General features: G+C 63.9%; 26 protein-coding genes and 1 pseudogene. 19 read left to right on the plus strand and 8 right to left on the minus strand.

Annotated features, from left to right (window positions below):
* The 5 genes and pseudogenes from AC1DXS_RS16680 to AC1DXS_RS16700 form a co-directional block, all read left to right on the plus strand.
* Positions 1-293 (plus strand): annotated as a pseudogene (locus tag AC1DXS_RS16680) (hypothetical protein); the annotation flags it as partial.
* 228 nt (positions 294-521) lie between these two features.
* The gene (locus AC1DXS_RS16685; protein ID WP_477738596.1) at positions 522-899 is read left to right on the plus strand and encodes a DUF2946 family protein; all 378 of its coding nucleotides are present in this window, start codon (positions 522-524) and stop codon (positions 897-899) included.
* An 80-nt stretch (positions 900-979) separates the two neighbouring features.
* Positions 980-3,337 (plus strand): TonB-dependent receptor, encoded by a 2,358-nt coding sequence (locus AC1DXS_RS16690; RefSeq protein ID WP_477738597.1) that lies wholly within the window; start codon positions 980-982, stop codon positions 3,335-3,337.
* Positions 3,338-3,382: 45 nt separating this feature from the next.
* The gene (locus tag AC1DXS_RS16695) at positions 3,383-3,934 is read left to right on the plus strand and encodes a YcnI family copper-binding membrane protein (RefSeq protein WP_477738598.1); all 552 of its coding nucleotides are present in this window, start codon (positions 3,383-3,385) and stop codon (positions 3,932-3,934) included.
* 58 nt (positions 3,935-3,992) lie between these two features.
* Complete coding sequence (locus tag AC1DXS_RS16700) at positions 3,993-4,478, plus strand: copper chaperone PCu(A)C (RefSeq protein ID WP_477738599.1); 486 nt, start codon at positions 3,993-3,995, stop codon at positions 4,476-4,478.
* Between the two features lie 9 nt (positions 4,479-4,487).
* Here AC1DXS_RS16700 and AC1DXS_RS16705 read toward each other — a convergent pair whose 3' ends face one another.
* Both AC1DXS_RS16705 and crcB read right to left on the minus strand, forming a co-directional pair.
* A complete protein-coding gene (locus AC1DXS_RS16705) occupies positions 4,488-5,651 on the minus strand; it encodes a helix-turn-helix domain-containing protein (RefSeq protein ID WP_477738600.1) in 1,164 nt (387 codons plus the stop codon).
* 77 nt (positions 5,652-5,728) lie between these two features.
* Positions 5,729-6,115 (minus strand): fluoride efflux transporter CrcB, encoded by a 387-nt coding sequence (gene crcB / locus AC1DXS_RS16710; RefSeq protein ID WP_477738601.1) that lies wholly within the window; start codon positions 6,113-6,115, stop codon positions 5,729-5,731.
* Between the two features lie 49 nt (positions 6,116-6,164).
* On the opposite strand from crcB, the gene AC1DXS_RS16715 reads away from it, so the two are divergent.
* Positions 6,165-6,881: an aspartate/glutamate racemase family protein gene (locus tag AC1DXS_RS16715; protein WP_477738602.1), complete on the plus strand. Its 717-nt coding sequence runs from the start codon at positions 6,165-6,167 to the stop codon at positions 6,879-6,881.
* A gap of 15 nt (positions 6,882-6,896) precedes the next feature.
* Here AC1DXS_RS16715 and AC1DXS_RS16720 read toward each other — a convergent pair whose 3' ends face one another.
* The 3 genes from AC1DXS_RS16720 to AC1DXS_RS16730 are packed head-to-tail and all read right to left on the minus strand — an operon-like array spanning position 6,897 to position 9,776.
* Entirely contained in the window at positions 6,897-8,207 is a 1,311-nt protein-coding gene (locus tag AC1DXS_RS16720; RefSeq protein WP_477738603.1) for a TRAP transporter large permease, read from the minus strand.
* Positions 8,208-8,238: 31 nt separating this feature from the next.
* A complete protein-coding gene (locus tag AC1DXS_RS16725; RefSeq protein ID WP_477738604.1) occupies positions 8,239-8,772 on the minus strand; it encodes a TRAP transporter small permease in 534 nt (177 codons plus the stop codon).
* A 20-nt stretch (positions 8,773-8,792) separates the two neighbouring features.
* Positions 8,793-9,776, minus strand: coding sequence for a TRAP transporter substrate-binding protein (locus AC1DXS_RS16730; RefSeq protein ID WP_477738605.1), 984 nt, complete (start codon positions 9,774-9,776; stop codon positions 8,793-8,795).
* A 120-nt stretch (positions 9,777-9,896) separates the two neighbouring features.
* Here AC1DXS_RS16730 and AC1DXS_RS16735 point away from each other — a divergent pair, with 120 nt between their 5' ends.
* From AC1DXS_RS16735 to AC1DXS_RS16795, 13 genes are all read left to right on the plus strand, one after another.
* Positions 9,897-10,847, plus strand: coding sequence for a LysR family transcriptional regulator (locus AC1DXS_RS16735; RefSeq protein WP_477738606.1), 951 nt, complete (start codon positions 9,897-9,899; stop codon positions 10,845-10,847).
* Positions 10,848-10,968: 121 nt separating this feature from the next.
* Complete coding sequence (locus AC1DXS_RS16740; protein WP_477738607.1) at positions 10,969-12,234, plus strand: ABC transporter substrate-binding protein; 1,266 nt, start codon at positions 10,969-10,971, stop codon at positions 12,232-12,234.
* Positions 12,235-12,371: 137 nt separating this feature from the next.
* Complete coding sequence (locus tag AC1DXS_RS16745; RefSeq protein ID WP_477738608.1) at positions 12,372-13,238, plus strand: branched-chain amino acid ABC transporter permease; 867 nt, start codon at positions 12,372-12,374, stop codon at positions 13,236-13,238.
* Positions 13,239-13,243: 5 nt separating this feature from the next.
* On the plus strand, positions 13,244-14,260 hold the full coding sequence (locus tag AC1DXS_RS16750; protein ID WP_477738609.1) for a branched-chain amino acid ABC transporter permease: 1,017 nt from the start codon (positions 13,244-13,246) through the stop codon (positions 14,258-14,260).
* Positions 14,257-14,967 (plus strand): ABC transporter ATP-binding protein, encoded by a 711-nt coding sequence (locus tag AC1DXS_RS16755; RefSeq protein WP_477738610.1) that lies wholly within the window; start codon positions 14,257-14,259, stop codon positions 14,965-14,967. The genes AC1DXS_RS16750 and AC1DXS_RS16755 overlap by 4 nt, the downstream gene beginning before the upstream one ends.
* 2 nt (positions 14,968-14,969) lie before the next feature.
* Positions 14,970-15,674: an ABC transporter ATP-binding protein gene (locus AC1DXS_RS16760; RefSeq protein WP_477738611.1), complete on the plus strand. Its 705-nt coding sequence runs from the start codon at positions 14,970-14,972 to the stop codon at positions 15,672-15,674.
* 48 nt (positions 15,675-15,722) lie between these two features.
* On the plus strand, positions 15,723-16,490 hold the full coding sequence (locus tag AC1DXS_RS16765; RefSeq protein WP_477738612.1) for a putative hydro-lyase: 768 nt from the start codon (positions 15,723-15,725) through the stop codon (positions 16,488-16,490).
* Positions 16,491-16,540: 50 nt separating this feature from the next.
* On the plus strand, positions 16,541-17,503 hold the full coding sequence (locus AC1DXS_RS16770; RefSeq protein WP_477738613.1) for a TRAP transporter substrate-binding protein: 963 nt from the start codon (positions 16,541-16,543) through the stop codon (positions 17,501-17,503).
* Positions 17,504-17,530: 27 nt separating this feature from the next.
* Positions 17,531-18,133: a nuclear transport factor 2 family protein gene (locus AC1DXS_RS16775; RefSeq protein ID WP_477738614.1), complete on the plus strand. Its 603-nt coding sequence runs from the start codon at positions 17,531-17,533 to the stop codon at positions 18,131-18,133.
* A 40-nt stretch (positions 18,134-18,173) separates the two neighbouring features.
* On the plus strand, positions 18,174-21,815 hold the full coding sequence (locus AC1DXS_RS16780; protein WP_477738615.1) for a hydantoinase B/oxoprolinase family protein: 3,642 nt from the start codon (positions 18,174-18,176) through the stop codon (positions 21,813-21,815).
* A 55-nt stretch (positions 21,816-21,870) separates the two neighbouring features.
* A complete protein-coding gene (locus AC1DXS_RS16785) occupies positions 21,871-22,503 on the plus strand; it encodes a glutathione S-transferase family protein (RefSeq protein ID WP_477738616.1) in 633 nt (210 codons plus the stop codon).
* The gene (locus AC1DXS_RS16790; RefSeq protein WP_477738617.1) at positions 22,504-23,286 is read left to right on the plus strand and encodes a hypothetical protein; all 783 of its coding nucleotides are present in this window, start codon (positions 22,504-22,506) and stop codon (positions 23,284-23,286) included.
* Positions 23,287-23,306: 20 nt separating this feature from the next.
* Positions 23,307-23,843 (plus strand): DinB family protein, encoded by a 537-nt coding sequence (locus AC1DXS_RS16795; RefSeq protein ID WP_477738618.1) that lies wholly within the window; start codon positions 23,307-23,309, stop codon positions 23,841-23,843.
* 70 nt (positions 23,844-23,913) lie between these two features.
* Here AC1DXS_RS16795 and AC1DXS_RS16800 read toward each other — a convergent pair whose 3' ends face one another.
* From AC1DXS_RS16800 to rfaE1, 3 genes are all read right to left on the minus strand, one after another.
* On the minus strand, positions 23,914-24,384 hold the full coding sequence (locus AC1DXS_RS16800; protein WP_477738619.1) for a ComEA family DNA-binding protein: 471 nt from the start codon (positions 24,382-24,384) through the stop codon (positions 23,914-23,916).
* A gap of 143 nt (positions 24,385-24,527) precedes the next feature.
* On the minus strand, positions 24,528-25,535 hold the full coding sequence (gene rfaD, locus AC1DXS_RS16805) for an ADP-glyceromanno-heptose 6-epimerase (protein WP_477738620.1): 1,008 nt from the start codon (positions 25,533-25,535) through the stop codon (positions 24,528-24,530).
* A 26-nt stretch (positions 25,536-25,561) separates the two neighbouring features.
* Positions 25,562-26,497 carry a D-glycero-beta-D-manno-heptose-7-phosphate kinase gene (rfaE1, locus tag AC1DXS_RS16810; RefSeq protein WP_477738657.1) on the minus strand — a complete coding sequence of 312 codons (936 nt, stop codon included), beginning with the start codon at positions 26,495-26,497 and terminating at the stop codon, positions 25,562-25,564.

The following is a 26,497-nucleotide window of genomic DNA, read 5'->3' on the forward strand; positions in this document are numbered from 1 at the left end:
GTCAAAAACAACTCGCTTCGCTCAGACACGTTTTTGCCCTGATCCGCTTGTCTCTGCGCTCCTCGGCCCAGCCAGGACGGGGCAATCGGGAGCGGGGACAAAAGATAAATACCAAAGAACAAACCAAGACAAACAAGGACACGCCGTGGCGTGTCCTTGTTGTTTCAGGTATTCGGGGTTTTGTCTTCGGCTGTTTGGCTGCTGGTAGTCGGGCCCCTTGTGTCTGCGCCGAGGAGCGCAGGGCCAGACGGATAAGGGCAAAAACGTGTCTGAGCGAAGCGAGTTGTTTTTGACCCCGTCTGGACCGAGCACCACAGGCTGCCCGTAGCGAAGCGAAGGGACGCAGACACCAGGGTCGCCTTTTCTTTTGCTTACTTTTCTTTTGGCGAAGCAAAAGAAAAGTGAGTAGCTGCCGGGCTACCCCCGGCCAGCAAGCCTTAGAAAAGGGAGCAGAGGAAAGCAGAGGTAGAAGAGGAAGAGCGCGCACCGCCGGCGCAAGACCCGGCACTTATAATCCCCCCGTGCCCCGCCACCCCAACCCCCAACCAACACTCCCCCTATGGAACCGCCTGGCCGCCTGGCTGGCTTTCCTGGCCGTGCTGTCGGCGTTGTGGGCGCCGGTGTCCATGCTGGCCCAGGACGTGCAAACCGGCAAGCTGGGTGGCATCTGCAGTATCAACACTTCGTCCAACGCCGGTGGTGATGCTTCCGACGGCGATGCAGGTGCCACGGGACTGCGCTGCGACCTCTGCGCCTCGCCGGGCCTGGTGTTGCCACCCTTGCCGCTGGCCGCCACTCCCTGTTTTTCCGGCACCGATGTTGCCGCATCGGACCTCCCTGCGGCCGCCGGTGCCGCCGTCCCCGGGCTGCCCTTCAGCCGCGGGCCTCCCTCCGTTTGATGTGAACCGCCTCGCCTGAGGCATTCCCGCGCGCGGGCCTGACGGTCTGCGCGTCCGTTCATTTCAGAGTGTGAGTTTTCATGAACCTTTCCCGCACACCGTGCGCGCTTGCCTGGCGCGGCGCCACGGCGCTGGCTTTCCCCTTGGCAGCCATTCCCCTGGCGGCTTTCGCGCAGGCGACGCCCGCCGAAGCGCCGGCCAAATCCCTGGGTGTGGTCACCGTCAACAGCGGCCAGCCGACCTCCTTGCCCACGCAGATTCCGACGACGATTGAAGGCATCACGCGCGAGCAGATCGCGCAGACCATCAACGCCACCGACAGCGAAGACGCGCTCAAGTACTTTCCCAGCCTGCTGGTGCGCAAGCGCTACATCGGCGATTACAACCACGCCATTCTTTCGAGCCGCGCCTCGGGCACCGGCAACAGCGCGCGCTCGGCGGTGTATGCCGACGGCATTTTGCTGTCCAACTACCTGGGCAACGGGATTGCCAACGGCACCAATTACGCGCCGCGCTGGGGCCTGGTGACGCCGGAGGAAATCGAGCGGGTCGACGTGCTCTACGGCCCGTTCTCAGCGGCCTACCCAGGCAACTCGGTGGGTGCGGTGGTGGATTACGTCACGCGCATGCCCACACAATTCGAGGCGCATGCCAAGCTCAGCGGCTTCACGCAAGACTTCAAGCTCTACGGCAGCGATAGCAGCTTCAGCGGCAGCCAGGCCAGTGCCTCGCTGGGTAACCGCAACGGCGACTGGTCCTGGTTCATCAATGCCAACCGCACTGAAAGCGCGGGCCAGCCGCTGACCTTCGCGACGCGAACGCTGAGCACGGCAGCCCCAGCGCCGGGCGCCACCGTGGTGAGCGGCGCGGTGCCCGGCCTGAACACGCGCAACGTCCCCTGGCTGTTGCTGGGCGGGGCCACGCAGTACGAGACACGGCAGGAACATGTGAAGTTCAAGGTCGCGTATGACTTTTCCTCCACGGTTCGCGCCAGCTACACCCTGGGCTACTGGAAGAACGGCGCCGAGAACCGCTCGCAAAGCTATTTACGCGATGCGGCGGGCACGCCGGTGTACAGCGGCAATGTCAACATCAACGGCCGGGGTTATACGCTGGCGGCGAGCGATTTTGGCGTGAGCAACGAAGCGCTGACGCATGTGATGCACGGCCTGTCCGTCAAATCCAACACCCAAGGCATCTGGGACTGGGAAGTTGCGGCCAGCCTGTATGACTACCAGAAGGACCAGATCCGCGCTGCCACCACCGCACAACCGGCCGCGTTGAACGGCGGAGCCGGCACGCTGCAGGACCAGGATGGCACCGGCTGGAACACGCTGGCCTTCAAGGGCATCTGGCGGCCCGAAGGCATCAAGGGCGCGCACCTTGTCGACTTCGGCTTCCAGCAGGACAGCTACCAGCTGAGAATCCTGAAATCCAATACTGTCGGCAGCTGGCTCACCGGCGGCGCCGGTGCGGTGGTGAGCGACGTGGGCGGCAAGACCCGGCTGCGCAGCCTGTATGCGCAAGACGCCTGGGCCTTTGCGCCCAAGTGGAAAACCGTGCTGGGCGCGCGCCTGGAAAACTGGACGGCCTCCAGCGGTTTCACCAGCTTCGGGCCCGGCAACCCGGCCAACACGGGCTATGCCTCGCGCAGCGACAACGCGGTATCGCCCAAGGGCGCGCTGTCTTACCAATGGTCTGCGGATACGGTGCTCAAGGCGTCGGTGGGCCGCGCGGTCCGCTTTCCGACGGTCGGGGAGCTGTATGGCGCGACGGCGACGGTCAATTCCCAGTACATCAACGACGCCAACCTCAAGCCCGAGAAATCCTGGACCACCGAGCTCACGGCCGAAAAAGACCTGGGCAATGCCTTGCTGCGCCTGACCTTTTTTACCGAGAACACGCGCGACGCACTGTATTCGCAGACCACCTTTGGTGCCGTGGCGAATGCCAACATCAGCCGCGTGCAGAACGTCGGGCGCATCAAGACCCAGGGCGTGGAGCTGGCTTTCAGCGGCAACGACGTGCTCAAAAAAGGGCTGGACCTGAGCGGCAGCATCACCTACGCTGACTCCCGTATCAAGGAGAACAACGGCTTTGTGGCGGTGGTGGGCGATACCCTGGGCAAATACCAGCCGCGGGTGCCGGTGTGGCGCGCCACGGCATTGGCCAGCTATCGCTTTACGCCACAGCTGACGGGAAGTTTTGCGGCTCGTTATAGCGGCAGGCAGTATTCCAGCCTGGACAACGCCGATGTGAACGGCTTTGCCTACCAGGGCACCAGCAAGTACTTCACCACCGACGTGCGCCTGCGCTACCAGGTCAACAAGCAGTGGAGTGCGGCCGTCGGCATCGACAACCTGAACAACTACCAATACTGGAATTTCCATCCCTATCCTCAGCGCACTTTTATGGCTGAACTGAATTTCAGCCTGTGATTCGCGCAATTTTTTATCAAGTCACCACATTACCAAGGATGAACCATGAAACATACCGCCCTTAAAACGATCGCCGCCGGCATGCTGCTTTTGGCCGCCTCCCTGCCCGCCGCCGCCCACGTCACGCTGGAATACCAGGTGGCCAATGCGGGCAGCTATTACAAGGGCAGCTTCAAGGTCGGCCACGGCTGCGGCAACTCGCCCGTCAAGCAGATCGTCGTCACGATTCCCGCGGGCGTTGAGGGCGCCAAGCCCATGCCCAAGGCCGGCTGGGCCCTGGAAGTTACACGCGAAAAGCTGGCCCAGCCCCGGCAGGACCACGGGAAGACCATCACCGAAGATGTGTCCCGCATCAGCTGGACGGCCAAATCCCCGGCCGACTATTTGCAGAACGACTGGTACGACGAATTCGTGCTGCAAGCCAAGCTGCCCGCCAAGGCCGGCATGCTGTACTGGCCTGTGCTTCAGGTGTGTGAAGAGGGCAAGGTGGACTGGTCGGAAGTGCCCACGCAGGGCCAGAAGCTCAACGACCTGAAAAACCCGGCCGCCGCATTGGAGCTGATGCCTGCGGGCGGTGGCGGTGAGCACAACCATTAAGCCGGCAGCGCCGCTTTTTTCCATCATTTCATTTCACAGCTTCAAGGAGTAATTTCCCATGGCATCCGCAAAATTTTCAAAGGCCGCACTGTTGTTCTCACTCGCGCTCGGCAGCCTGGCCACCCTGGCGCAGACCGCACCGGTCCAGGTCGATGGCGCCTGGGCGCGCGCCACCGTGCAAGGGCAAAGGGGCACAGGCGCATTCATGAGCCTCACAGCCAAGGATGCGACCCGGCTGGTGGGCGTGTCCTCACCCGTGGCGGGCGTGGCCGAAGTGCATGAAATGAAGATGGAAGGCGACGTCATGAAGATGCGCGCGCTGCCATCGCTGGAACTGCCCGCCGGAAAGAAGGTGGAATTCAAGCCCGGCGGCTACCACGTCATGCTGATGGACCTGAAAGCGCCGCTGGCCAAGGACAGCACGATTCCCCTGACCCTGCTGTTCAAGGACGCCAAAGGCGTGGAAAGCAAGCTGGAACTCAAGCTGCCGGTGGCCACCACGGCGCCGGGCGGTGCCGGCGGCGCGGCTGAGCACAAGCACTAAATCCGGGTACTAGCCGCGCTTGCCTGAGCCCAGCCGCCGGTACACGGTGGCGCGGCTCACGCCCAGCGCCCTGGCGGCCTGCAGCACATTGCCGCGCGCGTCGCTGACGGCCTTGCGGATTAGCGCGGTTTCCAGCTCCTTGAGCGGACGGCCCGCGTCGGCGGAAGGCGGCAGCTGCAAGGCTGTGGAAGGCGCATCGCGGCCCGCCGGCAACGGCAGCGCGTGCAGGCGCAGGCCGGACCACAGCGGCGCCTCCAGCACGCCGCCTTGGGCAGGGCTGTGGCGGCGCGCCGCGTCAAACAGCATTTCAAAAGGCATGGCAAACAGGTCGCCGCAGTGCGCCGTGCCCTCAGCCGTGGCGCCCAGCCGCGGGATCATCTGCCGCGCCGCCGGATTGGCGCCGGTGATGCGGCCGTCGGCGTCGACGCAGAGCAGGCCGTCGGTGTCGTCGCCCAGCGTGCGGCCCGGCCAGTTGAGCCGGATCAGGAGTGCGTGCGGCCGGCCCAGCGTGAGTGCGTTTTCGATGCCGCGCGCGCACTGGGTGACCAGGTGTTTGAGTTCGGGCCGCTCGGCCGCTTCGATGCCCGTCAGGTCCAGCATGCCGGCGCAATGCCCGTCGGGGCCGAACAGCGGCGCGCCCGCGCAGCTGTAGACCGAGGTCGCATCGAAAAAATGCTCGCCCCGGTGCAGCCAGACCGGCTGCAGCTCGCCCAGCGCCGCGCCTATGGCGGTGGTGCCGACCCGGGCTTCCGAGAGGTCGGTGCCTATGCGCGTGATCACATCGGCGCGGCTGTCGCTGCGGTCTATGCGGCCGTTGACGTCGACCACCACGCCGGCCTGGTTGGTCAGGATGGCGAAGTAGCGGGTGTCGGCGATCGCGCGGCCCAGCCGCTCCAGTGTGGGTTTGGCCGCCTGCACCAATTGCTGGTTGGCGTCCTGGTGGCGTCGCATCTCGGCGGCCGGCACGGTATCGAAGGAGGGCGCTTGCTCAGGGCGTTGGCCGCTCGCCAGGCAGCGCCGCCAGGAACTTTCTATCCAGCCTTCCAGGGCCGGCGCAGCGTCGGGGCCCCGGGTCTCGCCGTACAGGACCGCCTGCCTGGCGCGCCCTATTCGCGCGAGCCGGTCCTGGCCGCCTGTGGTCGGGGCGCCGTGAAAGGGGGTGATGGAGGCCATGGCACATTGTGGCCAATTTCGCCGGTTTGCGCGCAGGGGCGTTTTGCCCGAGTGCGCCGCTGTGGCAAACGCGCTGCTCAGCGCGCGTTGGCGGCCAGCAGGAACATGGCGGACTTCAGCCCCGCCACCGTCATCAACAGCGAACCCAGCACATGCACCGTGGCTGTCAGCGCCGCCAGGCCGTAGCGCGCGTCCATCAGGAAGATCACCACCTCGGCCGAGAACGAGGAGAAGGTGGTCAGCCCGCCCAGGAAGCCGGTCACCAGCGCCAGGCGCCAGACCGGGTCCAGCTGGGGCATGGCCTGGAACACCGCGATGCAGATGCCTATCAGGTAGCCGCCAATCAGGTTGGCCGCCAGCGTCCCCCAGGGGATGATGCCGCCGGGCGTGAGCCAGAGGCTGAGGCCCCAGCGGGCCAGTGCACCCAGGGAGGCGCCGATGGAGATGGCGAGGACAGTCAGCATGGCGTATGAACGGAATAGAGGGGGGCGGGTTTGGCGGGACAATGCTGCCATGACTTTAACCGCTGCGCCCGCTTTCGGCGAAGCGCCCGGCTTCCTGGGCGTTGTGATGCTGGACACCCGCTTTCCGCGCCCGCCCGGCGACGTGGGCCATCCCGATGCGTTTGGCGTGCCGGTGCGCCGGCATGTGGTGCGGGGAGCCTGGCCCGGCAAGATCGTGCAGACGGCGGCCGGATTGCGCGCCTCGGGCGTGGCGCCGGCCTTTGTGGAGGCCGTGCAGGCGCTGGAAGCCGAGGGCGCACGCGCCGTCACCACGAGCTGCGGCTTCCTGGTGCTGCTGCAGGACGAGCTGCAGGCCGCCGCGCGGGTGCCCGTGCGAACGTCCAGCCTGCTGCAGTTGCCGGCGCTGCTGGCAGGCGAACGCAAGGTCGGTGTGCTGACCATCAGTGCGGCTGCGCTGGGCCCCGAGCATTTGCTGGCGGCGGGCGTGCCGGCAGGCCGGCTGGCCGACGTGGTGCTGCAGGGCGTGGACCCGGCCGGGGAATTCGCGACGGCCATACTGGGCAACCGCGAGACCCTGGACATGGACAAGGCCGGCCGCGAGGTGGTGGATGCGGCGGTGGCACTCAAGCGGCGCGAGCCTTCTCTGCAAGCGGTGGTGCTTGAGTGCACCAACTTGCCGCCCTACCGGCAGGCTGTCGAAGCGGCCACAGGCCTGAAGACCTGGGCGCTGACGGATGATGAAAGGCTTCTGGCTCCTTGGCGTTGAGGGGGCCGCCCTTGTTTACTTTTCTTTGCCCATGACGAGGTCGGGCAATATGGTCACGATCTGCGGGAACAGCGTGATCAGCACAATGCACACCACCAGGCAGGCGAAGAAGGGAATCGCGGCGCGGGCAATCGTGTTGCTGTCCTTGCCGGTCATGTTCTGCAGCACAAAGAGGTTAAAGCCTACGGGCGGCGTGACCTCGGCGATCTCGACCAGCAGGATGATGAAGATGCCGAACCAGATCAGGTCGAAACCAGCCTTCTGGATCATGGGCAGCACCACGGCGCTGGTCAGCACAATCATGGAGATGCCGTCCAACGCCGTGCCCAGGATCAGGTAGACGATGGTCAGCACAAAAATCAGCGCATAGGGCGAGAGGTGCATGTGGTCCACCCACTCGGCCAGCTCGCGCGGGATGCCGGTAAACGCCATGGTCTTGGTCAGGAAAGACGCACCCGCCAGGATGAACATGATCATGCAGCTGGTGCGCGTCGTGCCCATCAGCCCGTCCTTGAAGTTCTGCCAGGTCAGCGAGCGGCTCCACAGCGCCAGGCCCAGCGAACCCGCCACGCCGTAGGCCGCGCACTCGGTGGCGGTGGCATAGCCGGCGATCAGCACCCAGCAGATGAAGACGATCAGCAAGGCGCAGGGAATCAGGTTGCGCGACTTGTGCAGCTTCTGCATGAAGGTCGTGGGCTGGTCGGGCGCGGGCTGCAGCTTCGGGTTGCGCAGGGCCCACCAGATGATGTAGCCAGAGAAAAGCGCCATCAGCAGGAAACCGGGTAAAAAGCCGGCCAGGAAGATGCGGATGATGGAGGCGTCCGCGGCGACGGCGTAGACCACCATGGTGATGGACGGCGGAATCAAAATGCCCAGCGTGCCGGCCGTGGCCAGCGAGCCCAAGGCGATTTTTTCGCTGTAGCCGCGTTTGACCAGCTCGGGCAAGGCCACCTGGGAGATGGTGGCGCAGGTCGCCGCGGACGAGCCCGACACCGAGCCGAAGATGCCGCAGCCCAAAATGGTGGTGTGCATCAGCCGGCCCGGAATGCGGTTCAGCCAGGGGCTCAGGCCTTCGAACATTTCTTCACTGAGCTTGGTGCGAAAGAGGATCTCGCCCATCCAGATAAAGAGGGGCAGGGCCGCCAGCTCCCAGCTGGCATTGCTTTCCCAGAAAGCGCTGAACAGGTTTTTGCCCGGCTGCGTGCTGGTGAAAAAAAACTGCCCGACCCAGCCGCAGATGGCCAGGGTCATCGCGATCCACACGCCGCCCGAAAGCAGCAGCATCATGAGCAGCAGCAAAATGCCGCCCATCATCAGGATATCCATGTTGTTATCTTTTTAAAAATTCGGACAAAGCTCAAACTTCAGAAGAGAAGTCGCCACGTGCATGGCGTTCCTCGACTTCTCGCACAAAGGTCGGCACACCGCCGCGCACCACGATGATGAGCTCATCGACCACGGCGACCATCAGCAGGATGGAGCCCAGCGCGAAGCTCAGCTGCGGAATCCACATCGGCATGGGCAACAGGCCTTGCGAGATATCGTTGAACTCCCAGCTTTCATAGGTGAAAAGGCAGGCGGACCAGGCCAGGTAGGCCACCGCCACGCTGCCGATCACCAGCGAAGTCAGTTCCAGCACACGGCGGGTTTTGGCATTGACTTTTTCCAGCAGCAAGGTCACCCGCACAAAGTCGCCGTGCTTGAAGGCATGGGCCATGGCAAAAAAAGCGGCGGCCGCGCAAAACCAGGCCACCACATCATTGACGGCGCCGGTCTTGATATGAAACTCGCGCAAGATGCTTTGCGCGATCATCAGCACGGCGATCAGGGCGATGAAGGCGGCGCCGATGGCACCGCCCGCCAGGTAGAGTTTGTCCAGGAATTTGCGCATGGCCTGCCTTGCTGTATGTCTTACTTCTTCGCAGCCTTGAGCTTGTTGAAGTTGGCGATGATGGCTTCGCCGTCAGGGCCGGCCTTCTTCACCCAGTCGGCCTGCATGATGGTGCCGACCTGCTTCATGTCGGACACCAGCTTGGCCGGCGGCGTGACGATCTTCATGCCTTTTTCGGTGAGGGCTTTTTTGTACCACTCGTTCTTTTCCTCGCTGAGCTTCCAGCCGCGCACTTCGGCGTCGGCGGCGGCCTTGGTCACGGCGGCCTGGGTGGCGGCATCCAGGCCGTCAAAGGATTTCTTGTTCACGATGACGGCATTCTTGGGCAGCCAGGCCTGGGTGTCGTACCAGTACTTGATGCTTTCATAGGTCTTGGAGTCGTAGCCGGTGGAGCCCGAGCTCATATAACTTTCCACCACGCCCGTGGCCAGGGCCTGGGAGAGCTCGGCCGCCTGGATGGTGACGGGTTGCGCGCCGATCAGCTCGGCGATTTTGGCGGTGGCGGGGCTGTAGGCGCGCCACTTGATGCCGCGCAGGTCGGCCACCGAGGCCAGTTCCTTCTTGGTGTAAATGCCTTGCGGCGGCCAGGGCACGGCATAGAGCAGTTTCATGCCCTGCGTGCCCAGCAGCTTGTCGAGCACGGGCCTTTGCGCGTCGTAGAGTTTCCTGGAGTCGGCGTAGGACGTGGCCAGGAAGGGGATGCCGTCGGCGCCGTAAATCGGGTTTTCGTTTTCAAAGTTGGCCAGCAGCACTTCACCGATCGGGGCCTGGCCGCCTTGCACCGCGCGCTTGATCTCATTGGCCTTGAAGAGGGATGCATTGGCGTGCACCGTGACCTTGAGTTTGCCGCCGCTGGCCTTGTCGACGTCGGCCGCGAACTGCGTGAGATTTTCCGTATGGAAGTTGCTGGCCGGGTAGGCGGCGGGCAGGTCCCACTTGGTCTGGGCAAAGGCGTTGGTGCCCAGGGCAAGAGCGGCGGCCGCCACGGTGATCTTGAAATTCATGAGAGGCTCCAGGACAAGGAATTGATAAGTAGTAATAGGATAGACGCAAATCCCGCGCCAGTTCATCGGGCATACCCCGAAATACTGCGTCCACCTGTTTACGCGACCCTGGGGCCCGCCATGAACCTGCGTTTTGTTGAAGCCTTTTATTGGGTGGCCTCGCTCAAAAGCATCTCACGCGCCGCCGACAAGCTCTACCTCACGCAGTCGGCCATGTCCAGCCGCATCGCCACACTGGAAGAGGAGCTCGGCATCCTTCTGCTGGATCGCCGCGACAAGCAATTCAAGCTCACGGTGGCGGGCGCGCGGTTCTTTGTCTACGCGCAAAAGCTGCTGGAGCTGCAGCGCGAGGTCAAGCAGGAGATGGGTTCGGGCGCGCCCATGGCCGTGTCCATGCGCATAGGCGCGATCGAGTCGGTGCTGCATTCCTGGCTGATTCCCTGGCTCGAAAAACTGCGGGTGGACCATCCGGGTCTGGAGCTGGAACTCACGGTGGAAACCACGCCCATCCTGATGGACCAGGTGCAGCGCGGCACGCTGGATCTGGTCTTCGCGGCGCTGCCGGCATCGGCCGACGGTGTGCGCAACCAGGCCCTGCCGCACATGGACATGGCTTTTGTGGGAAATCCGGCACTGCATAAAAAAAGAAATTACCGGCTCGATGAACTGGCCGAGATGGAGTTGCTGACCTTCCAGAAGGGATCGCAGCCGCATGTCACGCTGCTGGACCTCTTCAAGCAGAACCGCATGGAGCCCAAAAAGGTGCACGCGATTTCGTCGATCTCGGCCATGGTCCAGCTGGTGCAGGGCGGCTTTGGCGTGGCGCTGCTGCCGCGCGCCGCCGTGCAGCGGCTGACGGGTTTTGCCAGCATTAAATTGCTGACCTGCGACAAGAAACCCAAAGCCCTGCCCATCCACGCCAGCTACCGCACGGACCCCACCTCGTCGACCGTGGAGACGGTGGTCAGGTCGGCCGTGGAGTTTGCGGGGGAGGGCGGTGTCGGCACCAAAACGGCTCGCAACCCAACGGCGAAAGCGGCAAAAACCGCCAAAAAAGGTGCATCAGGGTAAGTCCTAGTCATCGAAAAAATCGATGACGCAAGCAAAATATTTTTTGTTTGATTTCGTCATTTGCTAATCGCACACTTCGGCCCATGTCATCCAACTGTCATGTTTTTACGAGGAGTGCGAAATGAAGAAGTCATGGTGGGCCCGAGTGGCCGCGATACTGGCCGGCGCCGGTTTCAGCCTGTGCGTCCACGCGCAGCAGGAAGTCAAAATTGGCGTGCTGTATCCGTTGACCGGCCCAGCCGCTTCGGTGGGCGCGGAACTGCGCAGCGCGCTGGAACTCGCCGCCGACATCATCAACAACGGCGCACCCGGCGTATCTGAATTGCCGCTGTCCGGCGGCAAGGGCCTGCCCAAGCTCAATGGCGCAAAAATCAAGCTGGTCTTCGCCGACCACCAGGCCAACCCGCAGACCGGTGCAACCGAAGCTGAACGCCTGATCACGCAGGAAAAAGTCGTGGCATTGGTCGGCGCCTACAACAGCGCCGTCACCGCCACGGCCAGCCAGGTCGCCGAGCGCGCCGGCATTCCTTTCCTGAACCCGGAGTCGTCTTCGGCTTCGCTCACGCAGCGCAATTTCAAGTGGTTCTTCCGCACCACGCCGCACGACGACCTGTTTGTGCACAACGCGTTCGACTTCCTCAAGGAACTCGAAGCCAAAAAGGGCATCAAGGCGGGCGTGGTGGCCAGCCTCAATGAAAACGGCCTGTGGGGCACGGAAACCACCAAGCTGCAGACCAAACTCGCGCCCGAGTTCAAGCAGAACCTGGTCAAGCAGGTGATGTACCCGGCCAAGACCACGCAGCTGACCTCGGAAGTGCAGACGCTCAAGGCGGCCAACCCCAACCTGGTGCTTCAGTCGTCCTATACGGCCGATGCCATCCTGTCGATCAAGACCTACAAGGAGCTGGGCTTCTCGCCGGACATGATCCTGGCGAACAACGCGGGCTTCACCGACACCGACTTCATCAGGACCCTGGGCAAGGACGCCGACTACATCATCACGCGTGAAGTCTGGGCGCTGGACCTGGCCAACCGCAACCCGCTGATCAAGCAGGTCAACGACCTGTTCAACAGCCGCTACAAGATCAACTTCACCGGCAATTCCTCGCGCACCTTCACCGGCCTGATGGTGATGGCCGATGCCATCAACCGTGCAGGCTCCACCGAACCCGAGGCCATCCGCAAGGCGCTGGCCGCGACCGACATGCCCGGCAGCAAACTCATCATGCCGTGGAAGGGCGTGAAGTTCGACGCCACTGGCCAGAACACCCTGGGCCAGGGCATCCTGGTGCAGATCATGGGCGGCAAGTACAACACGGTCTGGCCTTTCGACATGGCCTCGCGTGAAGTGACCTGGCCTATGCCCAAGTGGGACCAGCGGAAGTAATTCCATCCCCACTTCAATGCGATACGTCGTTGCGCCTCCTTGCCGTGCTACAGCACTGTCTGCGGTGGCGCGCCTAGTCTCGCATCGAACTGGAAATGGAACGCGCCCTTAACGGACAACTTAATTCAGAGACAACCATGACCACGGAAATATTGCTTCAGACGCTGGCCTCCGGCGTCCTGATCGGGCTGATTTACGCGCTGGTGGCTATCGGCCTGACCATGATTTTCGGTGTCATGGACATCGTGAACTTCGCCCACGGGGAGTTCCTCATGCTCGGCATGTACTCGGCCTTCTGGCTGTTCGCCCTGTATGCGCTGGACCCCATGATCACCCTGCCGCTGACGGTCCTCATGCTGTTCGGCTTCGGTGTGCTGCTGTACAAGCTGGTGATCGTGCGCATCATCAACGCGCCCATGCTGTCGCAGATCTTCACGACCTTCGGCATCATGATTTTGCTGCGCGGCGTGGCCCAGTTCCTCTGGAAACCGGACTTCCGCTCCATCGAGAACTCGGCCGTCAGCGGCACCGTCAAGCTGCTGGGCGTGCAGCTGGGCAAGCCGCAGCTGGTGGCCGGCGTGGGGGCCATCGTGGTCACCGGCCTGATCTATTTCTTCCTGAACAAGACCCGGCTGGGCGCGGCGCTGGAGGCCACCGCCTCCGACAAGGAAGCCGCGCGCCTCATGGGCATTGATTCACACAAGATGTTTTCGCTGGCCTGGGGCATAGGTGCGGCCTGCGCCGGCGCGGCTGGGGTGCTGCTGTCGACCTTCTTCCCGATCTTCCCGGACGTAGGCGCGAGCTTCATCCTGCTGGCTTTCGTGGTGGTCAACCTGGGCGGCTTCGGCAGCGTCTCGGGCGCCTTCTGGGCCGGCATTCTGGTCGGCGTGATCGAGGTCATGGGCGGTTTGCTGCTCGGGCCGCAGTACAAGACGGCCATCGTGCTGGTGCTGTTCCTCGGTGTGTTGATGTTCCGGCCCCAGGGCTTGATGGGAAAGGCGTGAACATCATGAAAAACCTCGTCTTCGCAATTGCCGCCCTCGCGTTTGCGCTGGCCGTGCCGGCCTTCACCGATGCCTCGCATCTGAACATGGCCATCCTGATCCTCATGGCGGCCCAGGTGGGTGTGGCCTGGAACATCGTGGGCGGTTATGCCGGCCAGGTGTCGCTCGGCCATGCGGCTTTCTATGGCTTGGGCGCCTATGCCTCGACGCTGCTGCTGGTCAAGTTCGGCGTCAACCCCTGGATAGGCGTGCTGGCCGGCGGCTTGCTGGCGGCCCTGCTGAGCCTGGGCTTTGGCTGGTCGTGCTTCCGGCTCAAGGGCCACTACTTCGCGATGGCGACCATCGCGGTGGCTGAGCTGGTGCAGATATTCTTCACCGAATGGGAGTATGGCGGCGCTGCCGTGGGCCTTTATGTCCCCATGGACAAGCAGGGCTGGCTCTGGCTGAACTTTGCCACCAAGCTGCCCTACTACTGGCTGGCGCTGGGCCTGCTGCTCATCACGCTGGGCGTGAACTGGTGGATAGAGCGCAGCTACCTCGGTTATTACTTCCGTGCCATCAAGGACGAACCCGATGCCGCCCGCAGCATAGGTGTGAACATCGCGCGCTACAAGCAGGTGGCCTTGTCGGTCAGCGCCTTCCTCACGGCCGCCGGCGGAAGCCTGTATGCGCAGAAGGAGCTGTATATCGACCCAGGCTCAGTGCTGTCGACGGCGCTTTCCATCAAGATGGCGCTGGTGTCCATCCTGGGCGGCGTGGGCACCTTGTTCGGGCCGGTCGTGGGCGCCGTGGTGCTCACCAGCATCGAGGAGGTCACCCGCATCGCCTTCGGCGGCACGGGCCGCGGCACAGACGTCATTATTTACGCGAGCCTCATCATCGTGATCGCAGTGTTTTATCCCACGGGCCTGATCGGCTGGTTGCGCAGCTTCCGCGAACGCCGCCAGGCGCGCGCCGACGCGTCGCGGCAAATGGCAATGCCAAGCGTCGCCGTGCAGAACGCCGGCAAGGAGGCCGCATGAAATTGCTCGAAGTCAAGCAGGTCAGCAAGCGCTTTGGCGGGCTGGTCGCCAACCAGGATGTTTCCTTTGGCGTGGATACCGGGCAGGTGGTGGGCCTGATAGGCCCCAACGGTGCCGGCAAGACGACCATGTTCAATTGCGTCGCTGGCTACTTTGCCCCCACCTCGGGCAGCATCATGCTGGGTGGCCGCGACATCGCCGGCCTGCCGCCGGAAACCTGCGCCCGCGCCGGCGTGGCGCGGACTTTCCAGATCGCGCGCACCTTCACCAGCATGACGGCCTGCGAGAACGTGATGACGGCGGCCATGCTGCTGCAGCACAACGTGGCGAAGGCGCGCAAGGCGGCCATGGGCTGGCTGGCTTTTGCGGGGCTGGAGCGTTTCGCCGACAGGCCCGCCGCCAGCATGACCATCAGCGAGCAGCGGCGCCTGGCCGTGGCACGCGCACTGGCCACGCAGCCGCGCATCCTGCTGATGGACGAAGTCATGGCCGGGCTCAACCCGTCGGAAGTCCGCGAAGCGGTCGATGTCGTGCTGAAGATCAAGGACAAAGGCATTGCCTGCCTGATCGTCGAGCATGTGCTCGAAGGCATCATGCCCATCGCCGACAAAATCGTTGTACTGGACCGGGGCGTGAAGATCGCAGAAGGCACACCGCAGCAGGTGTCCAGCGACGCCGCCGTGATCACCGCCTACCTGGGGGACTGAAGATGCTCGAAATCAAGAACCTCAAGGTTTGCTACGACGATGTACTGGCCATTTCCGACGTCAGCCTGCAGGTCGAGCCCGGAAAGATCGTGGCGCTGGTAGGCGGCAACGGCAACGGCAAGTCCACCACTTTGCGCGCCGTGGCGGGCCTCAACGCCGCCGCGGCCGGCAGCATCACCTTCAATGGCGAGCCGGTTCACCGCATGCCGGCGCACAAGCGCGTCCCGCTGGGCCTGTCGCTGGTGCCGGAAGGCCGGCGCCTGTTTCCCCGGCTCACGGTGCTGCGAAACCTGGAGCTCGGCGCCTTCACGCGTATGGACAAGCACGAGGTGGCGAGCGGCATTGAAGAGATGCTGCAGCTGTTTCCCATCCTCAAGGAACGCGCCACGCAGCTGGCCGGCACCATGAGCGGTGGCGAGCAGCAGATGCTGGCCATTGCCCGCGGCTTGATGGCCCGGCCCAAGCTGCTGATGCTGGACGAGCCCTCCTGGGGGATCGCTCCCAAGTTCGTGACCAAGGTGCTGGAGGTCATCCAGCAGGTCAACGCCACGGGTGTGTCGATATTGCTGGTCGAGCAGAACCTGCAAAAGGCCTTGAACATCGCGCATTACGGTTATGTCATCCAGACCGGCCGCATCGTCATGCAGGGCAAAGGCCATGAGCTGCTCAATGACGACCGGATCAAGAAGGCCTACCTGGGGCTTTGACCGAAACCTCCATCCAGTTTTTTGCTGAATACGCTTTATCCCAACACCATGAACAAGATTTTCGATCGTCCCGCAGACCTGCGCATGGCCAGCCGCCGCGGCGAGTTTGCCCTGCCCACGGCGGGACACGCCGACGGCCATATCCAGGCCAACCTCATGATCGTGCCGCAGGCRCAGGCCTTTGACTTCCTGCTGTTTTGCCAGCGCAACCCCAAGCCCTGCCCGCTGGTGGAAGTGCTCAAGCCCGGCGCCACGGAGCCTTTGTGCGCGCCCGGGGCCGACATCACGACCGACATCCCGGGCTACCGGGTTTACCGCGACGGCGAGTTTGTCGAGGAGCGCAGCGAAATCCGCTCACTCTGGAAGGACGACCATGTGGCCTTCCTGATCGGTTGCAGTTTTTCCTTCGAGGCCGCGGTCATGCAGGCCGGCATTCCCCTCAGGCATGTCGAGCAGGGCCGCAATGTCTCGATGTTCCGTACCAGTCTCCAGTGCCAGCCCGCCGGCGTGTTCAGCGGCGAGATGGTGGTCACCATGCGGCCCATCAAAAGCCGCGACGTGGCGAAGGTGGTGGAGATTTCTGGCCGGTTTGACGTTGCGCACGGTGCGCCCGTTCACATCGGCAATCCGGAGGCGATAGGCATTACCGACCTGTCGCGCCCGGACTACGGCGATGCGGTCGACATCAAGGACGATGAAGTCCCGGTGTTCTGGGGTTGCGGCGTCACGCCGCAGTGGGTTGCCCAGAAGAGCCGTTTGTCGATATGCATCACCCACGCGCCGGGCAAGATGTTTGTGACCGACCTGAAAGGGTGAGCGCCATGCACCCCGCGCCGGGCTAACCCTCAACTCCCAAGGAGTTCCTCATGAAAGCAATTTTGATAGCCGCGCTGGTCGCGGCGGGGGCAGCGCACGCCCAGACAAACTGGAAGCTGGCCACCGGCTACCGGGCGGAGTCCTTCCATACGCAAAACATCCAGCAGTTCAGCCGCGATGTGGAGCTGGCCACGCGGGGCGATTTACGGATAGAGGTGTACCCCAACAACACGCTGGCCAAATTGGCCGACATCAGCGCGGCCGTGCAGCAAGGCAAGGCCGAAGCCGGCGAGACCATCATGACCAGCATGGTCAAGGAAATGCCGCTTGCGGGCGCGGACTCGATTCCTTTTGTGGTCACTTCGTACAAGGACGCGCAACGCCTGTGGAAGCTGCAGCGTCCCGGCCTTGAAAAACACTTCACCGAGCGCGGCATGAAGCTTCTCTACGCCGTGCCCTGGCCGCCGCAGGGCCTGCACTCGAACAAGCCGGTGCGGGGGCCGGCGGACTTTCGCGGCACCCAGATGCGCACCTACAACCAGACTACCATGCGCATCGCCGAAATGCTGGGCGCCAAGCCGGTGGATGTGGCCATGGTCGATGTGGGCAAGGCGCTGGCCGAAGGCCGCATGGACAACATGATCACCTCGGCGCTGACCGGGGTGGAGAACAAGGTCTGGGGCCCGATCAAGTATTACTACGAGATCAATGCCTGGTTCCCGAAAAACGCGGTATTCGTGAGCAACAGAGCCTTTGATGCACTCAAGCCCGAGGCGCGCGCCGCCGTGCTCAAGGCCGCGGCCGACGCGGAAGTGCGCGGCTGGCAGGCCAGCCAGGCACTGGCCGCCAGCGCCACCGAGGAGCTGCGCGCCAACGGCGTGAAGATAGAACGCATTTCGCCCGAGCTGGACCAGGAGATCAAGCGCATGGGCGAGAAATTCTCGCGCGAATGGATACGCTCGGTTGGCAATGAGGCGAACGACATTTTTGTGCCTTACTACATGCCGCAATGAGACGGGCGCAACAGGACGCCACATCGTATGAAAACACCTTCCGCAGCCGTCACAGCCTACCTTCACGCCAAGGACGGCAACCGCCCTCATCTGTTGGCGCAGGCATTCACGGGCGATGCCTTGCTGGAGATGGTTGTCCATACCGCGGCGATTTCATTTCCGCCGGTATGCCAGGGGCGAGATGCCATCGCCGAGGTGCTGGTGCGCCGGTTCGGCCAGTCTTACGAAAATGTCTACACTTTTTGCCTGTCCTCGCCGCCTGAGGGCGATGCCGAGGTGTTTGTCTGCGATTGGCTGGTCGCCATGACCGAAAAGGACAGCCGTGCCGTGCGTGTCGGATGCGGCCGCTACGATTGGTGCTTTTCGCCGCCTTCATACCTGGCGGAAAGCCTTTCGATCACCATAGAGACCATGCAGACATTGCCGGCTTCGCAGGCGGAGAAGGTCATGGATTGGGCGGCCGGCTTACCCTATCCCTGGTGCCCGGCGGCGGTTGCCCTGCCAGGTGCGCCGGACATTCAGCAGCTGGCACCGGTACTTGGGTACATTGGCAGGGAGCGTATGGCCGGTTCCGGCCGGGCGGCCCCGGCCCGCAGTGCCAGGCCGGGCGTGGCGGCACACAGACCCTGAAGATCATCCAAAAACACGTTAACTCTGAAATCAAAAAATCATGCAAGACACCACATCCAAACCGGGCGGCGACCGTTGGCAATTCTGGATAGACCGCGGCGGAACTTTCACCGACATCGTGGCCAAAAAGCCCGATGGTTCGCTGGTGACGCACAAGCTGCTGTCTGAAAACCCCGAGCAATACCGCGATGCGGCCGTGGCCGGCATACGCCACCTGCTGGGCCTCAAGCCCGGCGAGGCGATACGCGCCGATGTGGTCGATTGCGTGAAGATGGGCACCACCGTGGCCACCAACGCCTTGCTTGAACGCAAGGGCGAACCCACGCTGCTGGTGACCACACGCGGCTTTCGCGATGCGCTGCGCATCGCCTACCAGAACCGGCCGCGCCTGTTCGACCGCAACATCGTGTTGCCCGAACTGCTGTACAGCGCCGTGGTCGAGGCCCAGGAGCGCGTGGGCGCGCAGGGCGAGGTGCTGCAGGCGCTGGACGAGGCCCTGCTGAAAAAAGAACTGCTGGCCCATTATCAAAAGGGCCTGCGCAGCCTGGCCATCGTGTTCATGCACGGCTACCGCTTCACCGAGCACGAGAAGGCCGCCAAACGCATCGCGGCCGAAGTGGGGTTCACGCAGATCAGCACCTCGCATGAAACCAGCCCCATGATGAAGTTCGTGAGCCGCGGCGACACCACCGTGGTCGATGCTTACCTCTCGCCCATTCTGCGACGCTATGTGGAGCAGGTCGCCAGCGAGATGCCTGGCGTGCGGCTGTTTTTCATGCAATCCTCGGGCGGCCTGACCGATGCGCATGTGTTCCAGGGCAAGGACGCCATCCTCAGCGGCCCGGCCGGCGGCATTGTGGGTATGGCCCGCACGGCGGCGATTGCCGGCCATGCCAAGGTTATCGGCTTCGACATGGGCGGCACCTCCACCGACGTGTCGCACTATGCCGGCGAATTCGAGCGTGAGTTCGAAACCCAGGTGGCCGGCGTGCGCATGCGGGCGCCCATGATGAGCATCCATACGGTGGCAGCGGGTGGCGGCTCCATCCTCAAGTTCGACGGTGAGCGTTTTCGTGTGGGCCCGCAAAGCGCGGGCGCCAACCCCGGACCGGCCAGCTACCGGCGCGGCGGGCGCCTGGCGGTGACGGATGCCAATGTGATGGTCGGCAAGGTCCAGCCGCGTTACTTTCCCAAGGTGTTCGGCCCGAATGCCGACGAGCCGCTGAGCTACGAAGCCGTCCAGGCCCAGTTCAACGAACTGGCCGGCCAGACCGGCCGCAGCGCCGAGGTGGTGGCCGAGGGCTTTATCAACATCGCGGTGCAGCAGATGGCCAACGCCATCAAGAAAATCTCGGTGGCGCGCGGCTACGACGTGACGCGCTACACCCTGCAATGCTTTGGCGGTGCGGGCGGCCAGCATGCCTGCCTGGTGGCTGATGCGCTGGGCATGACCAAGGTGTTTGTGCATCCGCTGGCCGGCGTGCTGAGCGCCTACGGCATGGGCCTGGCCGACCAGAACGTGATCCGCGAGCAGGCGGTGGAGCTCAAGCTTTCCGAGGCCGCGCTGCCCGAGATCGCCGGCAAGCTCGGAGAGCTCGCCACTCAGGCCGAAGCCGAGCTGCAGCGCCAGCAGGTCAGCACAGGCGGCATTACCACCCACAGGCGTGTGCATGTGCGCTATGAGGGCAGTGACTCCGCGCTGGTGGTTCCTTTCGGCACGCTGGACCAGATCGAGGCCGGCTTTGAGGCTGCCTACCGTCAGCGCTTTGCCTTCCTGATGCAAGGCAAAGGCTTGGTGGTGGAGGCGGTGTCGGTCGAGGCCGTGGTGGCCGGCGACGCGCCGGCCGAGCCGCGCCATGCCACGCATGAGCCGCGCGAAGTGCCGCGCCGCGAAACCGTGCGCATGTATTCGGGTGGCCAGTGGCACGACGCCGCGCTGGTGGTGCGTGAAGACCTTCGGCCCGGTGACATCATTTCGGGGCCGGCCATCATTGCCGAGAAAAACGCGACCACGGTGGTCGAGCCCGGCTGGGAAGCGGCGCTCACCGCGCTGGACCACCTGGTGCTGGACCGCCGCGCCGAGCGTGCCGTGACCTTCGCGGCCGGCACCACGGTGGACCCGGTGCTGCTGGAGGTCTTCAACAACCTCTTCATGAACATCGCCGAGCAGATGGGCCTGCAGCTGCAGAACACCGCCTACTCGGTCAACATCAAGGAACGCCTGGACTTCAGCTGCGCGTTGTTCGACACCGAAGGCAACCTCATCGCCAACGCGCCGCACATGCCGGTGCACCTTGGCTCCATGGGCGAAAGCATCAAGACGGTGATTCGCGAGAACACCGGCAGCATGCAGCCGGGCGACGTCTATGTGCTGAACGATCCCTATCACGGCGGCACGCATTTGCCCGACATCACGGTCATCACGCCGGTGTATCTGGGATCCGCTGCGCAACCGACTTTTTACGTGGGTTCGCGCGGACACCATGCCGACATAGGCGGTACCACGCCGGGTTCCATGCCGCCCTTTTCGACGCTGATCGAGGAGGAGGGCGTGCAGATCAACAACGTCAAGCTGGTGGAGCGCGGCGTGCTGCGCGAGGCGGAGATGGTCGCGTTGCTCAAGAGCGGCAAGTACCCCAGCCGCAACCCGCAGCAGAACATGGCCGACCTCAAGGCGCAGATTGCCGCCAATGAAAAAGGCGTGCAGGAACTGCGCAAGATGGTCGAGACCTTCAGCCTGGAGGTCGTGCTGGCCTATATGCGCCATGTGCAGGACAACGCCGAAGAATCGGTACGCCGCGTGATCACGCGCCTGAAGGACGGCGAGTTCACGCTGCCACTGGACAACGGCGCGCAGATCAAGGTGGCGATCCGCGTCGACGCCAAGGGCCGCAGCGCCGAGATTGATTTCACCGGCACCTCGCCGCAGCAAACCAACAACTTCAACGCACCCACGGCGGTGTGCATGGCGGCGGTGCTGTATGTGTTCCGCACGCTGGTGGATGACGACATTCCCCTGAACGCGGGCTGCCTGAAACCGCTCAAGGTCATCATCCCGGCGGGCTCCATGCTGAACCCGAATCCACCGGCTTCGGTGGTGGCCGGCAACGTGGAAACCTCCACCTGCATCACCAATGCGCTGTACGGTGCGCTGGGTGTCATGGCGGCCGGCCAGTGCACCATGAACAACTTCACCTTCGGCAATGCGCGCCACCAGTATTACGAAACCATTTCGGGTGGTTCGGGCGCGGGCGGCAAGCTCGATGAGACGGGCAAGCTGGTGTCGGGTTTTGACGGCACCAGCGTGGTCCAGACCCACATGACCAACTCGCGCTTGACCGATCCCGAGGTGCTGGAATTCCGTTTCCCGGTTCGGCTGGAGAGTTATGAGATCCGTGAGGGCTCGGGCGGTGCGGGCCGCTGGCGCGGCGGCAACGGCGGCGTGCGCCGCGTGCGCTTCCTCGAAGCCATGACGGCCAGCATCCTCTCCAACGGCCGCAAGCACGGCGCTTTCGGTATGGCAGGCGGTGAGCCGGGGCAGGTCGGACGCAACCTCGTGGTGCGCGCCCAGGGGCAGGTCGAGGCGCTGGACCACATAGGCCAGGCCGACATGCAGCCGGGGGATGTGTTTGAGATCCATACGCCGGGCGGCGGGGGATACGGCAAGGAATCGCTGACGTGAGCCTTGCCGGTCGGCGCATCGCTATCTGCCCGCGCCCGCGGCATGGAAATCCCCCATGCCCGATGGCGAAGCGATGCGCATGAAGCTGTACCAGCGCGATACCTCGGTCTATTCCTATAAGGTGCGGCTGCTGCTGGCCTTCCTGCGCGTGCCGTATGAGGCCGTCGCGGTGAAGCGGCTGCCTGACGGCCGCAATGACGTGGGGCCGGAGTACCTGCGGCTGAATCCACGTGGCCAGATTCCCACGTTGGAAGACGATGGCGTCGTGCTGTGGGGAAGTACCGCGATATTGACCTACATCGCCCTGCGTTACGACCCGCAGCGGCATTGGCTTCCGGGCGATGCCGCAGCCGCGGCCGAGGTGGCGCAATGGCTGGAGCTGGCGCAGAACGAAGTGCGTACCGGCCTGTTCCTCACACGCGCCATCTCGCGCTTTGGCTACGCCGGGGACCTGGATAAGGCCAGAAGCACCGGGCAGGGTGCGTTGCGGCTGCTGGAGCAGCGCCTGTGCGGCCGGCCATGGCTGGTGGGGGAGAGGCCGACGCTGGCCGACCTCGCCTGCTTTCCGGAAGTGGCCTTGAATGAGGGCGTGGAGTTCAATCCGGCGGAGTTTCCTTCAGTGCGGTCCTGGTTGCAGCGCTTCCGGAGCTTTGAAGGATTCGTGCCGCCGGCGATTCCGAAGGTTTGAATGTTCGCGCTGAAACTCACGCTGGTCGCGTTCTCGGTACTGCTGTCCACGCTGGCCGCCCGGCGTTTCGGTCATCGCGTGGGCGGTGCGGTGGCCGGCATGCCCATGATCGCCGCGCCTGTGATCGCCATCCTTCTGCTGGACCATGACGCCGGGCAGGTGAGGGCGGTTGCCTTGGCCACGCTGGTGTGCCTGCCGGCGGCGGTCGTGCACATCGTGAGCTTCGCGGCCGGCGCCRGGCGCTGGGGCGCGCCGGTATGTGTGTCGCTGGCGCTGCTGGCCTATGCCTGTGCGTCGGCGGTGCTCACGCATCTGCCGCTTGCGCCCGTGCCGGTCAGCCTGCTGGCGCTGGCGGCGCCGGCCGCCGGCCTGTGGTTCGCGGCGCATCATGCAGGACCTGCCGTGCCTGTGACAGTGCCCAGAGTGGAACTGGTGCTGCGCATCGCGGTTGCGGTGGCGATGGCTGCCGTCATCATCGCGGGCGCCGACGTACTGCCGCCCGCCATCAGCGGCTTGCTGCTGGCGGTGCCTATCACCGGTACGGTATTGCCTTGCTTCACCTTGCCGCGCTACGGCGCCGCCGCAACCCGCTCGCTGGTGGCCGGCTTTCTGCAGGGTCTGCACGGTTTCGCAGCCTTCTTCATGACGCTGTACTGGACTCTGGGCGCCACCGGCCGGCTGGTGGCCTTTCTGACGGCCCTGGCCGCCGCGCTGGCCACTGCGGCGGCGATGCAGGCCCTGCGCCGGCGCATGCAGCGCCCCAAAGCGGCGGGGACGGTCTGATCGCGCCATAATGCGTCGCCATGGACACCTCTGCTTTCGCCGACAACTACCGCCTGCTTGCCCGCTACAACCGCTGGTTCAACCAGCGCCTGTATGACGCCAGCGAGCAACTGACGGACGAAGAACGCAAACGTGATCGCGGCGCTTTCTTCGGCTCCATCCACAACACGCTCAACCATCTCATCTGGGGCGACCAGGCCTGGCTGAAGCGCTTCGCTGCGCAAGGAGTGGCTTTTGAGGCGTTGCCCGACTCGCTGCTGGCCCTTCCGGCCGGCGCGCTGCACGGGACCGTGCTGTACGAGGACTGGACCGCTCTGCGCACGCAACGCGAGCGCCTGGATGCCGCCATCGAGGATTTCGCGAACCGGATGCCGCCGGACTTTCCCTTGCGCACCATGCGCTATGCCAACACGCGGGGCGTGCAGCGCGAGCATCCGGTGTGGCAGGCGTTGACGCACTTCTTCAACCACCAGACCCACCACCGGGGGCAGGTGACCGCGCTGCTCATGCAGGCCGGCATCGATCCGGGGACCACCGACTTGATCGCCATCATTTGAGACGGTTGCGACCTGGTCTCCAATGAAAAAAAGCCCGCCAATGGCGGGCTTTTTGCTGGCGAGGACGGCTTTACTTCTTGGCGGCGCTGGCGGCGCTGGCGGCCGGCTTGGCTGCCTCTGCCTTGGCGTCTTTCTTCTCATCCTTGGCAGCAGGTTTGACGTCCTTGGCCTTCTTGGCGTCTTCCTTCGCCTTGTTGTCAGCGTCGGCCTTGGTTTTCTTGTCGGCTTCTTTTTTGGCCTCAGCCTTGGCGTCCTTCTTGGCGGCAGGCGCGGCACCCGTGTAGGCGGCGCCGCCGACCGTCAGGCCTGCAGCTGAAAATTCGGCCGCGCGCTTTTCCTTGACGCCTTTGATGCGGGCCATGAAGTCTTCCCAGCTTTTGAACTCGCTCTTTTTGCGCTCGGCAATGATCTGCTTCGAAGTCGCCGGGCCGATGTGTTTGATGCCGTCAAGTTCGGCTTCACTGGCCTTGTTGACGTCGACAGCCGCGAACGATACTGCCACGTACATGGCGGCGGCAAAAGCCAGAATTTTTTTGAACACGAGAGATCTCCTCAGGATTTTGGATGGGTATGAAGCGCGTAATCCATCCTTGCGAAGAAGGATGTCCTCTTCATAACGACCCTTGGGGAGGCGCGTTGACCTTCTGGCCGGTCTTGCGCCGCAGGAAAACCCTAGGCGCGAATTCAGCCCGCGCTGGCGCTCAAGGCCTGCATGTAAGCGGCCACACCTGTCTGCACATCTGCGAAGACGTGGCTGCAGCCGGCCGCACGCAACGCGCGCGGGTCGGCCTGGGTGTAGCTCTGGTATTTTCCGACCAGTGCGGGTGGGAAGGCGATGTACTCGATCAGCCCGCCGCGCACGGCTTCCTCCAGGCTCATGGCCGCAGCGTCCTGCCCTTTGCGCAGGGTGTTGACGACGGCCAGGGCCACGTCGTTGAAGGGCTGTGCCCGGCCGGTGCCGAGGTTGAAGATGCCGGACTTGCCGGGGTTGTCGAAGAACCAGAGGTTCACGGCCACCACGTCGTCGATGAAGATGAAGTCGCGCATCTGGCCGCCGGCGCCGTAGCCGCCGTATTCGCCGAAGAGCTTGACCTTGCCCTCGGCCCGGAACTGGTTGAACTGGTGAAAGGCGACGCTGGCCATGCGGCCCTTGTGCTGCTCGCGCGGGCCGTAGACGTTGAAGTAGCGAAAGCCCGCGACCTGGGTGGCGGCGTTTTCAAAGCGGGCGCCGAGTTCGCGCCGCATGCGCTGGTCGAACAGCAGCTTGGAGTAGCCGTAGACGTTGAGCGGGCGCTCGAATTCGGGTGATTCGGTAAAGGTGTCCGAGCCGCCGTAGGTGGCGGCCGAGGAAGCGTAAAGCAGGCGTGTGCCCTGGTCCTGGCAGGCATGGAACAACTCGCAGGACAGCGTGTAATTGTTGTCCATCATGTACTTGCCGTCGGCTTCCATGGTGTCGCTGCAGGCGCCTTCGTGGAACACGGCCTCGACCTGGCCGTAGGCACCTTCGGCGAACAGGTCGTAGAAGTCGTCGGCGTCGACATAGTCGGCGATCTTCAGGTCGGCCAGGTTGCGGAACTTGTCGCCATGGGTCAGGTCGTCGACGGCGATGATGTCGTCAATGCCGCGGGCATTGAGGCCTTTGATGATGTTGCTGCCAATGAAGCCGGCGGCGCCTGTGACTACGATTTTCATGATGGATCCTTGAGGTGAGCGCAAGCTCACTGCGCGGCGAACAGCTCGCCGTAGTTGACGGTGGCGGTGCCGAACTTGCCGACCACGATGCCGCCCGCGCGGTTGGCGATCGGTACGGCGTCGCGCAAACGCATGCCGGTGGCGCACATGGCGGCCAGCGTGGCGATCACGGTGTCGCCTGCGCCGGTGACGTCGAACACCTCGCGCGCCACGGCCGGGACGTTGAGCTCGCCCTCGGCATCGAACAGGGTCATGCCTTCTTCGCTGCGCGTGAGCAGCAGGGCTTCCAGGTTGAGCGCCGTCCGCAGGTTGTGGGCTTTGGCCCGCAGGTCGGCTTCGCTGCTCCAGGCGCCTATGACGTGCTCAAGCTCGGCACGGTTGGGCGTGATGACGCTGGCGTTTTTGTAGCGCGCGTAGTCCGAGCCCTTGGGATCGACCAGCACCACCTTGCCGGCGGCGCGGGCCTGGGCGATCATCAGCACGATGTGCGCGAGGCCGCCCTTGCCGTAGTCGGAGAACAGCACGGCGTCGTGCTCGGTGTGCAGCTTTTCAAAGGTGGCGGACTGCGAGGCCAGCACCTCGTTTTCGGGCGTGTTCTCGAAGTCCAGGCGTATGAGCTGCTGCTGGCGGCCGATGACGCGCAGCTTGACGGTGGTCTTGAGCTGGGCGTCGCGGCCGAAGTAGGGCGTGATGCCGGTCTTGGCGACCAGCGCCTCAAGCTGGTGGCTGGCCTCGTCGTCGCCCACCACGCTCAGCAGCGAAGCCTGCGCGCCCAGCGTGACGATGTTGTAGGCCACGTTGGCCGCGGCGCCTATGCGCTCTTCGGTGCGCGTGACCCGCACCACGGGCACGGGCGCCTCGGGCGAGATGCGGTCCACCGCGCCATACCAGTAGCGGTCCAGCATGGCATCGCCGACCACGAGGACGCGGGCTTTGGAAATCTTTTCAGGCGTCAATTGCAT

The sequence above is a fragment of the Polaromonas sp. P3_B1 genome (genome assembly GCF_056402935.1).

Excerpts from the sequence above, each read along its gene's own strand:
- AC1DXS_RS16690 (WP_477738597.1), top strand. The coding sequence starts at position 980 with ATGAACCTTTCCCGCACACCGTGCGCGCTTGCCTGGCGCGGCGCCACG.
- AC1DXS_RS16695 (WP_477738598.1), top strand. The coding sequence starts at position 3,383 with ATGAAACATACCGCCCTTAAAACGATCGCCGCCGGCATGCTGCTTTTG.
- AC1DXS_RS16700 (WP_477738599.1), top strand. The coding sequence starts at position 3,993 with ATGGCATCCGCAAAATTTTCAAAGGCCGCACTGTTGTTCTCACTCGCG.
- AC1DXS_RS16705 (WP_477738600.1), bottom strand. The coding sequence starts at position 5,651 with ATGGCCTCCATCACCCCCTTTCACGGCGCCCCGACCACAGGCGGCCAG.
- crcB (WP_477738601.1), bottom strand. The coding sequence starts at position 6,115 with ATGCTGACTGTCCTCGCCATCTCCATCGGCGCCTCCCTGGGTGCACTG.
- AC1DXS_RS16715 (WP_477738602.1), top strand. The coding sequence starts at position 6,165 with ATGACTTTAACCGCTGCGCCCGCTTTCGGCGAAGCGCCCGGCTTCCTG.
- AC1DXS_RS16720 (WP_477738603.1), bottom strand. The coding sequence starts at position 8,207 with ATGGATATCCTGATGATGGGCGGCATTTTGCTGCTGCTCATGATGCTG.
- AC1DXS_RS16725 (WP_477738604.1), bottom strand. The coding sequence starts at position 8,772 with ATGCGCAAATTCCTGGACAAACTCTACCTGGCGGGCGGTGCCATCGGC.
- AC1DXS_RS16730 (WP_477738605.1), bottom strand. The coding sequence starts at position 9,776 with ATGAATTTCAAGATCACCGTGGCGGCCGCCGCTCTTGCCCTGGGCACC.
- AC1DXS_RS16735 (WP_477738606.1), top strand. The coding sequence starts at position 9,897 with ATGAACCTGCGTTTTGTTGAAGCCTTTTATTGGGTGGCCTCGCTCAAA.
- AC1DXS_RS16740 (WP_477738607.1), top strand. The coding sequence starts at position 10,969 with ATGAAGAAGTCATGGTGGGCCCGAGTGGCCGCGATACTGGCCGGCGCC.
- AC1DXS_RS16745 (WP_477738608.1), top strand. The coding sequence starts at position 12,372 with ATGACCACGGAAATATTGCTTCAGACGCTGGCCTCCGGCGTCCTGATC.
- AC1DXS_RS16750 (WP_477738609.1), top strand. The coding sequence starts at position 13,244 with ATGAAAAACCTCGTCTTCGCAATTGCCGCCCTCGCGTTTGCGCTGGCC.
- AC1DXS_RS16755 (WP_477738610.1), top strand. The coding sequence starts at position 14,257 with ATGAAATTGCTCGAAGTCAAGCAGGTCAGCAAGCGCTTTGGCGGGCTG.
- AC1DXS_RS16760 (WP_477738611.1), top strand. The coding sequence starts at position 14,970 with ATGCTCGAAATCAAGAACCTCAAGGTTTGCTACGACGATGTACTGGCC.
- AC1DXS_RS16770 (WP_477738613.1), top strand. The coding sequence starts at position 16,541 with ATGAAAGCAATTTTGATAGCCGCGCTGGTCGCGGCGGGGGCAGCGCAC.
- AC1DXS_RS16775 (WP_477738614.1), top strand. The coding sequence starts at position 17,531 with ATGAAAACACCTTCCGCAGCCGTCACAGCCTACCTTCACGCCAAGGAC.
- AC1DXS_RS16780 (WP_477738615.1), top strand. The coding sequence starts at position 18,174 with ATGCAAGACACCACATCCAAACCGGGCGGCGACCGTTGGCAATTCTGG.
- AC1DXS_RS16785 (WP_477738616.1), top strand. The coding sequence starts at position 21,871 with ATGCCCGATGGCGAAGCGATGCGCATGAAGCTGTACCAGCGCGATACC.
- AC1DXS_RS16795 (WP_477738618.1), top strand. The coding sequence starts at position 23,307 with ATGGACACCTCTGCTTTCGCCGACAACTACCGCCTGCTTGCCCGCTAC.
- rfaD (WP_477738620.1), bottom strand. The coding sequence starts at position 25,535 with ATGAAAATCGTAGTCACAGGCGCCGCCGGCTTCATTGGCAGCAACATC.
- rfaE1 (WP_477738657.1), bottom strand. The coding sequence starts at position 26,497 with ATGCAATTGACGCCTGAAAAGATTTCCAAAGCCCGCGTCCTCGTGGTC.